A 10,429-nucleotide genomic window follows, 5' to 3' on the forward strand; every position below is an offset into this window, starting at 1 on the left:
CACATCTCGACGATCAGCCGCACGTCCACACCGCGGGCGTCGGCCGCGAGCATGGCAGCGGTCAGCCCGGCGTCGGTGAATGTGTACAGCGAGCCGTACACGCTCGAGCCAGGCACCGCAGCGTCGAGCAGTTCCTCGAGCGCGTCCCGCAGTCCCGGCTCCTGATACTGCGAGACCTCGGGGCCGTTCTTCGTCGGATCCGGGACGGCGTACTCCGACCGGGGCACGGGTTCGAGATTCGGGCGCAGGAACGACGTCGAGATGTCGCCGCTGGGCACGGTGACGACATCGGCGCCGGCCTGCGGCAGCACGAGCCCGGTCGCCACGAGGGCGAGGGCAGCGGTCAGGGCGATGCGAGCTCGACGTCGACGTCGCATGGTGACTCCTCCAGGGTGGGCTTGCCGATCGTTGACCGACTGGGCGGCGGGTGTGCTCATGTCGTCGGGATGCGCAGGACGACGTCGCGGTCGCCGTCGGTGCCGGCCACATCGAGCCGCCCAGCGCGCACGCTGTCGTTGAAGGCGAGCTCGCGGTGCAGACCGGCGAGCGCCTCCGGCGCATCGAGATCGGAGGTCGTGAGCGGGCCGTGGTGGTCGATCATGGTCGAGCGGACCTGGACCACGCCGCCCGGTTCGACCGCGATATCGAGCGTGCGCGCCTGGTTCGGCCAATCGGCCACCGCGGCTGTGGTGATCTCGTAGAACCCGCCGCCGGGCCCGTGGTGCGCCACCACGCGGTTGGCGTGGTGGTGACCGTTGAGCCACAGGATCACCCGCGGGTACCGCGCTGCGGTCTCCACGAGCCAGCGAGCATGCCGCGCCTGCCGGCCGTCGTGGTCGCAGGCGCCGAAGTCGTTGTCGAGCGATCTGCTGGCGTGATGGGAGGCGAGGATCACGAACGGCGCATCCGGGGACCTGGTGGCCTCCAGCTCCGCGACGAGCCACTCGGCCTGGTCGGCGTCGATGTTGCCGTCCCAGTGCCCCCGGAGGTTGTCGGTGCTGAGCATGAGCACGCGCACCCGGTCACTGACGTCGTGGGCGTAGTACAGGCGCTCGGGGTCGCTGAAGCCGTGGCCGGCCGGGACCGCCGTGCCGTGACGGTGCGCCTCCACGAACTCGGCGGGTGTCACGAATCTGCGGGAGGTCGCGGCAGGGACCTCGCGCCCGGGCCCGGAGAACAGCCGTGCGGGATCGGTGAGGAACGTCCCGAGCGGGTCCTCGAACTGCTCCGAGGGCAGCAGCACCGGCTTGCGGGCGCCCACCACGAGCTCCTGCAGGTCCTCGGCCCGTGGGCACGAGCCACCGACCAGCAGATCATGGTTGCCGGCACAGGCCAACCACGGATGTTGCAGACCACTCGAGGCGATCGGGCGGGCGGCGCGATCGAGGAGCCCGGGCACGCTCGGGAAGCCCCACCGGCTCTTGTACTGGTCCGGGACGCCCTCCGGTGTCCAGTACCAGGGGTCCTCGTACCGGGGATGCTGGACACCGTCATAGGCGCCGCTCGGGAACAGCTCGACCGGGCCGCCGTCGAGCAGGTTGAGGTAGGCCGCGAGCTCGTTGTGCTGGGCGTTGTCGATGTTGTCGCCCGTGAGCACGCACATGTCGGGCTCGAGTTCAGCGAGTCGGCGAACCATCGCCGCGGCCGCGTGCGCAGCCAATAGCTCGTGCGGGCGGAACACCCAGTCGACCAGGCCCCGCCATCGCGGCACGCCCTGACCGACCCGCATGGCGAAGTCAAGCCGCACCGGTGAGCCGACGTCGACCAGATGCAGATCCGTCAGGTGCGCCAACCGGGCCAGCAGCGTGGCCTGCTGCTCGACCGCCGGGAGCAGATCGGGTCGGCGGGTCGGCGTGTGCCGCTCCTGCGCGCGCAGCGACCGGTAGGCACCATCGGTGCCTTCGTGCACGACCTCGCCGGGAACGATCCGCGGCGCCTCGGCGTGGATCACTTGACCGCCCCCGAGGTCAGCCCTCTGACGATCTGCCGCTGGAACACGTACAGGATCAGCAGCATCGGCAGCACCGCGAGCACCACACCGGCGAGGATCACGTTCGGGGTCCGTTCGTCGACCGAGCTCAGCTGCGAGAGCCCGATCTGCAGGGTCTGCATCCTCGGGGTGTTCGTGACCAGCAGGGGCCAGAAGTACTGGTTGTAGGTCACGATGAAGGTGTAGATCGCGAGGGTCCCCATCGCCGGCCGTGACAACGGCACCAGGATCGCGGACACGAACCACAGGTGCGAACACCCCTCCACGCGCGCGGCGTCGTACAGCTCGCGCGGGAACGTGAGGCAGAACTGCCGCATGAGGAAGATTCCGAACCCCGACGCCAGGAACGGCAGGAACAGTCCGGGGTAGGTGTTGATCAGGCCCCACGAGGAGACCGCCAGGTAGTTCGGCAGGATCGTGGCTTCGGCCGGCACCATCAGGGTGGCCAACGTGAGCGCGAAGACCGCCTTCTTGAAGGGGAACTCCAGGAAGGTGAAGGCGTACGCCGCCAGGATGGAGGTCACGAGCACGGCGAGCACCACGGTGCCGGCGACGATCAGGCTGTTGAGGTACTGGCGGGCGAGCGGGATCGACTCGAACACCTGCAGGTAGCTCGCAGGGTTGAAGCCACTCGGGAAGAGCGCCGGTGGGAACCTCGTGAGGTCGCGGTACTCCATCACCGAGCCGGCGATGGCGTAGTAGAGCGGGAACACCACCACCGCGGCGAGCAGCGTGAGGCCCAGGATGGTGCCGGCACGGCGGGCGCGGGTCATGAGTAGAACACCCTCTTCTGAAGGACCCGGAACTGGATCACGGTGATGAGCATGACGAGCAGCAACAGCACCACGGCCTTCACCGATGCCATGCCGTAGTTGGACGCTCCGAACGCGAAGGCCGACTGGTACAGGCTGTAGACGAGCGTGGTCGTCGAGCTGTCCGGCCCGCCCTGGGTGAGGATGTTGATCTCACCGAACGTCTGCAGCGAGCTGATGGTCGAGACCACCACCAGGAAGAAGATGCTGGGCGTGAGCAGCGGCAGCACCACGCTGCGCAGTGTGCGCCAGCTGCTGGCGCCATCCATCTGGGCGGCTTCGGTGACCTCGTTCGGCACCGAGCCCAGACCGGCCGAGAGCACGAGCATCGCGTAGGCGATGTCGCGCCACACGATCACGGCGGCCAGACTCAGCAGCGCCCAGGACGGGTCGGTCAGCCAGCCGATCTGCGGGAGCTCCAGCCGCGCCAGCATGCCGTTGAGCACACCGACGCTGGGGCTGTAGAAGATGTCGAAGAGCACGGCGGCGGCCGCGGCCGAGAACGCGAACGGTGTCGCCATCAGCGTGCGGAACACTCCGATGCTGGAGACCTTGGCCTGCAGCGCGAGCGCCAGACCCAGCCCGATGAGGATGCTCGGGATCACCGTCGCCAACGCGAACAGCGCGGTGGTCATCAGCACCTTGCGCAGAGCCGGGTCCGAGAACAGCGTGGCGTACTGGGAGAACCAGACCAGCTCGCGCGGCCGCCCGAACATGTCGGTCTGGTGGATGCTCAGCCAGATCGTCCGCACGAGCGGCACGAACACGAAGGTGGTGAAGACCGCCATCGGCACCACGAGGAACATGGCCGCGACCAGGCCCTCCCGTAAGGACCGCTTGCGGCGCCACGCCGGTGGCGGCGACGCTGCGGCAGCGGGCAGTTGGGTCGCCGTGGCGCGGTCTGCTGTCGTGGTGGCGCTCATGCCAGCGCCGCCGCGGCATCGCGCCAGGCCGACCACAGCGGCTCGGCCACGGGAGGAGCCGCCGCGAGCACGCCGTCGGCCGGCACACCATCGGCTGGTCCCTGCGTGCCGTAGATCCTCAGCCCGCCCTCGGCGGCGATGACGAGGCCGGCGGCCACGTCCCAGCTGTTGTACCGCCCGGGAAGGATCGTGGCAGCGGCGCGGCCGAGCCCGGCGTGTGCGAGCGCGAGCGCACACGAGCCGATGATCCGGACGGCGCCAGCCTGGTCGCGTACCCATCCGAGCGTCTCCTCCATGCCAGGCCACGCCTGGTGCCCCGACCACTCGGTCAGCAGCACGGCGCCGGTGAGCGAGGCGATCGGCTCGCTCACCACCGGGGACCCGTCGATCCGGACCCCATCACCCCGGGCGGCCGAGATGCTCTGGTCTCGGTACACGTCGTGGACCACACCCACATCGACGCCGTCGCGCTGCAGTGCCGCGATGCTCACCGAGACGTTGCCGAGGCCGTAGAGGAAGTTGGTGGTGCCGTCGATGGGGTCGACATGCCACACAACCTCGGCGCTCTCGGGGTCACCCACACTCGCGTGCTCCTCCCCGATCACCGCATGATCGGGATATCGGCGCAGGATCGCCTCCCGGATCCGGTCTTCCACGGCCCGGTCCACGGGGGTCACCCAGTCGGCCGCGCTCGACTTCGTAGTCGCTTCCGCGCGGACGACGGCGGCCGCCCGCGCCTGTGCCCCCGCCTCCCGTGCCAGGTCCTCGGCGAACGTGAGCAGCTCGCGGGTGCCGCTCACGCCGCTCCCTCGACGATGCCCCGCGTGGCCGGCACGTCGTTGCTGATCAGCCCCACCAGCCCGAGCTCGGTGGCGCGCCGCGCATCCCTGGCCGTGTCCACGCAGTACGTCCAGACCTCATGCCCCTGGGCGCCCACCGAGGCAACGGCGGCGGCATCGACGATCTCCCACGGCAGGTTCAGCGCCCGTGGCCGCACCTGTTCGAGCACGTCCGTCTCCGGTGGCGCGGTCTGCGGCCACGACAGCACGATCGGCGCCTCTGGAAGCGCCGCGCGCACGGCGACCAGCACAGCGAGACCCCCGATGAAGATCGCCCGACCCAACGCATCCGCGCGCTCGAGGTCCCCGACGATCGCCTCGACGCCGTCGGCGTCCTTCGCATCGACCACGAGCGTGAGGTCGACGGCGCGGGCCGCCTCCTCCAGGCGGGGCACCCGGGCGTGGGGGTGCCCAGCCACGCGCAGATCGGCGATCTGTGCCGCCGTCAGCTAGGAAGGCGCCGCCGGTGAGCCCCAGAGCCGCTCGAACGTGCGGTCGTGGAGCAGCACGGGCCGGCCGTCTGCCGAGGTGCGGACATCGATCTCGACCGCATCGGCCCCTGCCCGCTGGGCGAGCTCGAGCGACTCGATCGTGTTCTCAGGTGCGAGGCCAGGAGCGCCTCGGTGGCCGATCAGGATGGGCATGGTCGTGCTGTCCTCGCTGTCCGTGCTGGTGATGTGATCCGTACGCGCGCCGCTGCGGTTCAGCCGACACTCGCGTTGTAGTCGGCGATGATCGTCTCCATCGAGCTCTGGGCGTTCTCGATGGCCGTGCTCACCTCGGCGCTGCCGGTGATCGCCGACTCGATGATGTCGTTCATCGCATCGCGTGCCTGCGGCATCGTGCCCATCAGGCAGCCGGTCCCGGTCGAGGCCTGCAACTGCTCACCGGCGACCGAGAAGGCCGGAAACTCCTCGAGAACCTCGCTGAACTCGTCGGTCTCGACCGCCGCCGGGTTGAGCGGGATGTAGCCGGTGCTCGTGGCCCAGGACGACTGCGCATCGGCGGAGACCAGGAACTCCTGGAACTCGGCCGCGGCCGCACGCTCGGCGTCGGTGGCCGAGGCCATCGTCCACAGCGCCGCGCCACCGTTGAAGGCGCCTCCAGCGTCGGTGCCGTCGGGCCGCACATACGGCTTCACCGCCACCTCGAAGTCGGATTCGGAGATCATGTCGCGCAGATTCGCCGAGGTGAACATGATCATCGCGGCCCGCCCCGCCTGGAAGGCAGCCGCCGCATCGGTGTTGTTGCGCCCGACGTTGAGGATCGTGCCGTCCTGGACGCCGTCGGCCCAGCCGGAGACGATGTCGGCGACCTCACCGCCCTCCCAGTTCACGGCGTCGGCGCGGCCTTCGCGGCCGTTCGAGGCGTCGCAGTAGTCGACGCCGCCGGCCGCGAGCATCTGCTCCACGAACCAACCATCGATCGAGAGCACCATCCCGTAGCGCGAGGTCTCCGACCCGTTGCGCTCCGTGAGCTGGTCAGCGAGCTCCAGCACCTCGCTCCACGTGGTCGGTGCGGTGTCCGGGTCGAGGCCGGCCTCCGTCAGTGCGTCCACGTTGAGGTAGACCAGCGGCCCGGAGGTATTGAACGGCAGTGCCTGCAGCTGGCCGTCGACCGTGAAGTAGGAGGCGATCGACGGATCGATGCCGTCCATGCTGACGCCCTGCTCGGCGGCCAGCTCCTCGAAGGGGACCGTGGCGCCGGTATCGACCATGATCTGGGTGCCGATCTCGAAGACCTGGGCGAGCGTGGGGCTGCCATTGGACTGGATCGACGCCTTGAGCTTGGTCAGGAGCTCGTTGTACTTGCCCTGGAACACCGCCTCCACGGTGATGTCGCTGTCGTTCGTGTCGTTGAACTCCTGAACGAGCGCCGCAAGGGTCTCGCCGTTGTTGCCGGACATCGCGTGCCAGAACGTGATCGTGACGGGACCATCGTCGTCGGACCCTCCAGCGCCACCGCCACAGGCGGCGAGGGTGGCGGCAAGAGCGGCCGCGGCGATGGCGGCTGCGAACTTCGGACGGAACATGTGTCCTCCTTTGGACGGGCTGTGGACATGCTTCGTGATCGAGGCCTCGGGGAGGACGTCTCTGCCGCCGAGCTCGTGGACATCGAAGCAGAAGCTGGCTCCAATTTCAACATCGTCATGTGAATCTCTCGCCCACGTCGAGTCGGCGACTGCGTCGCCGACCACCGATTCACGCCGAAATTGCGTGGGCAACGCCGTGCACGTTCCCTAGTCGTTATTCACATGTCAGTGGTAGTTTGCCTGTCGTTCGTGCTAGAACATCTGTCATGAGAGGAGCTCAGGCGTGAACGAGGCGGGCGCACGAGAGCGACGCGAGGTCTCTGTCGGTATCGACATGGGCACCCAGAGCGTGCGCGTCGTCGTCGTCGACGACCACGGCTCCGTGTGCGCCCTTGCCGCCGAGCCGTTGACCAGTTCCCGAGCCGGCGACCGCCACGAGCAGTCGCCGCGGAGCTGGTGGGACGCCGTGGGGAGCGCGGCACGCCGGGCTATCGGCGAGCTCGACCGGCCTGTGGTGCGAGCCGTGGCGGTCTGCGGCACGTCGGGCACCTTCACGCTCGCGCGGGGGACCCAGCCGGTGACGACCGGTGTCATGTACGACGACGGCCGGGGCCGCGGGTGCGCAGCCGCAGTCCACGAGGCCGGCGGCGCCGTCTGGGCACGGCTCGGCTATCCGATGCAGGGAACGTGGGCGCTGCCGCGGCTGTGTGCCGTGCTCGAGGGCCTGGAGCCCGAGCTTCGGCGCGATTGGGACCGGGGCGCGCTGACGCTCCTGCACCAGGGCGATCTCGTCAACGCCAGCCTCACGGGACATCGCGTGGTGACCGACTGGGCCCAGGCGCTCAAGTCGGGATACGACGTCGAGCGACTCACCTGGCCCCATGCGGTGCTCGACGATCTCGGGGTGAGCCACCTCGGCCTGCCGGAGGTGGTCGCCCCGGGCACGATCATCGGCACGGTCGGTGCGCACGCCGCCGAGCACACCGGGATCCCGGCAGGTGCCCTCGTGGTCAGCGGGACGACCGACAGCTGCGCGGCACAGATCGCCGCCGGTGCACTCGACCCGGGTTCCTGGAACTCGGTACTGGGCACGACGCTCGCGATCAAGGGGGCAGCCACGGAACCGCTGTCCGTGCCGGGCAGTGGCGTCTACTCCCACCGGGCTCCCGACGGCGGCTGGTTGCCCGGTGGCGCCTCCAGCGCCGGCGCCGCCTACCTCCGCCAGGAGTTCCCGGGAGCGGTCGGCGATGACAGCGACGCGGCCGCGGCGGGCGTGGAGCCGGCGCCGGGCGTCACCTACCCGCTCGTGGGGAGCGGTGAGCGTTTCCCGTTCGACGCGCCGACCCTGACGGCGTTCACGACGGTGCACGAGGGCGGTCACGCCGAGCGGTATGCCGCCGCGCTGCAGGGTCTGGCGCTGGTGGAGCGGATGGCGTACGACGTGCTGGAGCGCCACGGTGCCGACGTTCGCGGGCCGGTCTCGGCGACGGGTGGCGCCACCGGCAGCCGGTACCTGCTGCAGCTGCGGGCCGACGTGCTCGGGCGCTCGCTGCGGGTGCCCGGCGTCTCCGAGCCCGCGTTCGGGATGGCGATCCTGGCGACCGCCGCAGGACGCGAGTCGCTTCGCGAGGCCGCACGGCGAATGGTCCGCACCCGCGCGATCGTGGACCCCGATCTCACGCGAGCCGCTATCTGGGATGAGCAGTTGGCTCTGCTCACCGATGAGCTCGCTCGCCGCGGCGTCACCCGCGAGCCCGCCCACGTCGAACGAGCGAGTGCATGAGCGAGATCCTCCTTGCCCGGCACGGCAGGACCGCGTGGCACTCAGGCAACCGGTACACCGGTGCCTCCGACCTCGACATCGACAGCGAGGGCGAAACGCAAGCCGCCCGCCTCGGCCGCTGGGCCGGCGGCCAAGGACTCAGCGCACTGGCCGCGACCTCGTTGCGCCGCACCCAAAGCACCGCGGCCGCCGTCGCCGAGGTGACCGGCCTCCGGGTCGACCTGCTCCCCGAGCTGCGCGAGATCGACTTCGGCATCGCCGAGGGACGCACCATGACCGAGCTCCGCGGCACGCATCCGGCCGAAGCAGCCGCGTTCGAGCGCGATCCGGTCTCCGACCACTGGCCCGGCGGCGACGATCCTCGTGCTCGCACCACGACGGCGCTCGCCGCACTCGGCGACTGGGCGGCATCCCTGACCGGGCGAGGCATGCTGGTGTGCCACAGCACGATGATCCGGCTGCTGGTGTGCGAGGTGCTGGGTGTCCCGTTGTCGGAGTACCGGCGCCGACTCCCGCGACTCGACCCGGTGGCGGTGACCGCGCTGCACCGCTCAGGCACCGGGACCTGGGCACTGCTCCGCTACAACGTTCCCCCGGAAGGAGCGCACGATGGTTCAACACCGTGAGGACCCGCCAGGCGCCACGTCGGCGCACGGCCGCAAAGCCGAGCGGCAAGCGCAGATCGCAGAACGGGTGCTCGAGCGCGGGCAGGCCGCGGCGAGCGACCTGGCCGAACACTTCGGCGTCAGCGTCATGACGATCCACCGCGACCTCGACGCGCTCGCCGAGCAGGGCATCCTGCGGCGCTTCCACGGTGGCGCGAGCGCTCAGCGCAGCTCGGTCTTCGAGCCCGACGTCGACTACAGGCTGCGCCTGGGCGCGACCGCCAAGCGGGCGATCGCGATCGCGGCGCGAGATCTCGTCGAGCCCGGAATGGCCCTCATGCTCGACGACTCCACCACCGGCCTCGCGCTCGCGGGCCTCATCGCCGACATTCCCGATCTCACGATCGCCACGAACTTCGTGGACGCGGTCGGCCTGCTCGCCGGTCGCGGCCCCCACGTGATCGGTCTGGGGGGCGATCTGTCGGTGCCACACCGCTCGTTCCTGGGGCACGGATGCCTGGACGCCGTGGCCGCAATCCGGGTCAACACGCTGTTCTCCTCGACGTCCGCGATGACGGCCGATGCGGTATATCACCAGGAGCAGGAGATCGTCACGGTGAAGCAGGCGATGATGGCCTCGGCCGAGCGGCGCGTGCTGCTCATGGATCACTCCAAGTGCGGCAAGTCGGCGCTCTACCGCGTCTCGGCGGCCACCGATTGGGATGTGATCGTCGTCGATGCCGAGACCGATCCGACTTTCGTTGCCGACCTGCGGGAACGTGGCATCGACGTCGTCGTGGCCACGGCGTCGTGAGCGTCGTCATCGGCGTCGACGCCGGAACCACGGTCACGAAGGCGGTCGCGTTCGCCGACGGAGTCCCCGCCGTAACAGCGAGCCGGGCGACCGCGGTGCAGCGCTGTTCCGACGGGCGCGTGGAGCAGGATCAGGGCGAGGTCGTGGCGTCGGTGCTCGAAGTCCTGGCAGAGGTCGCTGCCCAGCTCGGCCCACGGACCGCTGAGACCATAGCGATCGGGCTGACCGGGCAGGGCGACGGTCTGTGGCTCACCGACGCCCACGGCGTCGGAGTGGGTCCCGCGATGTCCTGGCTCGATGCCCGTGCCAACGCCGTGGTGGAGACCTGGCACGACGACGGCACGAGCGCCGAGATCGCTGCGGTGACGGGCAGCGAGCCGTTCCCCGGCGCGACACCGGCGCTGCTGGCGTGGGTGGCACGCGAACGTCCCGACCTGATCGAGCGCGCGGCGGTGGCGGGGCATTGCAAGGACATGCTCCTGACTCGCCTGACCGGCGCCCGCGCGACCGAACCGTCCAACGCGATCCTGTTCGACCACCGCACCCGAACCTCGAGCGACGCACTCGTGGAGCGCTGCGAGCTCGGGGCTGCCCGCGAGCTGATCGCGCCCGTGGCCTCGGCACCGACCGG

The 10,429-nt window shown here is 70.0% G+C and carries 12 protein-coding genes; 4 read left to right on the top strand and 8 right to left on the bottom strand.

The window, feature by feature from the left end; translation table 11 throughout:
* The 8 genes from ACOJSN_RS05580 to ACOJSN_RS05615 form a co-directional block, all read right to left on the bottom strand.
* Window positions 1-377, bottom strand: a 377-nt coding sequence (locus ACOJSN_RS05580; protein ID WP_420111516.1) for a hypothetical protein, incomplete at its 3' end; no start/stop codon positions are given.
* Window positions 378-433: 56 nt separating this feature from the next.
* The gene (locus ACOJSN_RS05585) at window positions 434-1,951 is read right to left on the bottom strand and encodes a metallophosphoesterase (protein WP_420111517.1); all 1,518 of its coding nucleotides are present in this window, start codon (window positions 1,949-1,951) and stop codon (window positions 434-436) included.
* A complete protein-coding gene (locus ACOJSN_RS05590; RefSeq protein WP_420111518.1) occupies window positions 1,948-2,763 on the bottom strand; it encodes a carbohydrate ABC transporter permease in 816 nt (271 codons plus the stop codon). Before ACOJSN_RS05590 ends, ACOJSN_RS05585 begins: the two co-directional genes overlap by 4 nt.
* Window positions 2,760-3,725: a carbohydrate ABC transporter permease gene (locus ACOJSN_RS05595; protein WP_420111519.1), complete on the bottom strand. Its 966-nt coding sequence runs from the start codon at window positions 3,723-3,725 to the stop codon at window positions 2,760-2,762. The genes ACOJSN_RS05590 and ACOJSN_RS05595 overlap by 4 nt, the downstream gene beginning before the upstream one ends.
* Window positions 3,722-4,525 carry an inositol monophosphatase family protein gene (locus tag ACOJSN_RS05600; RefSeq protein WP_420111520.1) on the bottom strand — a complete coding sequence of 268 codons (804 nt, stop codon included), beginning with the start codon at window positions 4,523-4,525 and terminating at the stop codon, window positions 3,722-3,724. The genes ACOJSN_RS05595 and ACOJSN_RS05600 overlap by 4 nt, the downstream gene beginning before the upstream one ends.
* The gene (locus tag ACOJSN_RS05605) at window positions 4,522-4,983 is read right to left on the bottom strand and encodes a glycerophosphodiester phosphodiesterase (protein ID WP_420111521.1); all 462 of its coding nucleotides are present in this window, start codon (window positions 4,981-4,983) and stop codon (window positions 4,522-4,524) included. Before ACOJSN_RS05605 ends, ACOJSN_RS05600 begins: the two co-directional genes overlap by 4 nt.
* A gap of 30 nt (window positions 4,984-5,013) precedes the next feature.
* Window positions 5,014-5,208, bottom strand: coding sequence for a glycerophosphodiester phosphodiesterase (locus ACOJSN_RS05610; protein WP_420111522.1), 195 nt, complete (start codon window positions 5,206-5,208; stop codon window positions 5,014-5,016).
* A gap of 59 nt (window positions 5,209-5,267) precedes the next feature.
* Window positions 5,268-6,596 (bottom strand): ABC transporter substrate-binding protein, encoded by a 1,329-nt coding sequence (locus ACOJSN_RS05615; RefSeq protein ID WP_420111523.1) that lies wholly within the window; start codon window positions 6,594-6,596, stop codon window positions 5,268-5,270.
* Between the two features lie 283 nt (window positions 6,597-6,879).
* Between ACOJSN_RS05615 and ACOJSN_RS05620 the strand changes: the two genes are divergently transcribed.
* From ACOJSN_RS05620 to ACOJSN_RS05635, 4 genes are all read left to right on the top strand, one after another.
* Window positions 6,880-8,379 carry an FGGY-family carbohydrate kinase gene (locus tag ACOJSN_RS05620; protein ID WP_420111524.1) on the top strand — a complete coding sequence of 500 codons (1,500 nt, stop codon included), beginning with the start codon at window positions 6,880-6,882 and terminating at the stop codon, window positions 8,377-8,379.
* Window positions 8,376-9,005 (top strand): histidine phosphatase family protein, encoded by a 630-nt coding sequence (locus ACOJSN_RS05625; protein WP_420111525.1) that lies wholly within the window; start codon window positions 8,376-8,378, stop codon window positions 9,003-9,005. The genes ACOJSN_RS05620 and ACOJSN_RS05625 overlap by 4 nt, the downstream gene beginning before the upstream one ends.
* Window positions 8,989-9,798, top strand: coding sequence for a DeoR/GlpR family DNA-binding transcription regulator (locus ACOJSN_RS05630; protein WP_420111526.1), 810 nt, complete (start codon window positions 8,989-8,991; stop codon window positions 9,796-9,798). Before ACOJSN_RS05625 ends, ACOJSN_RS05630 begins: the two co-directional genes overlap by 17 nt.
* Window positions 9,795-10,429, top strand: a 635-nt coding sequence (locus tag ACOJSN_RS05635; RefSeq protein ID WP_420111527.1) for an FGGY family carbohydrate kinase, incomplete at its 3' end; no start/stop codon positions are given. The genes ACOJSN_RS05630 and ACOJSN_RS05635, both read left to right, overlap by 4 nt.

It is taken from the genome of Pseudactinotalea sp., assembly GCF_048594945.1.
Classification (GTDB): Bacteria; Actinomycetota; Actinomycetes; order Actinomycetales; family Beutenbergiaceae; genus Pseudactinotalea.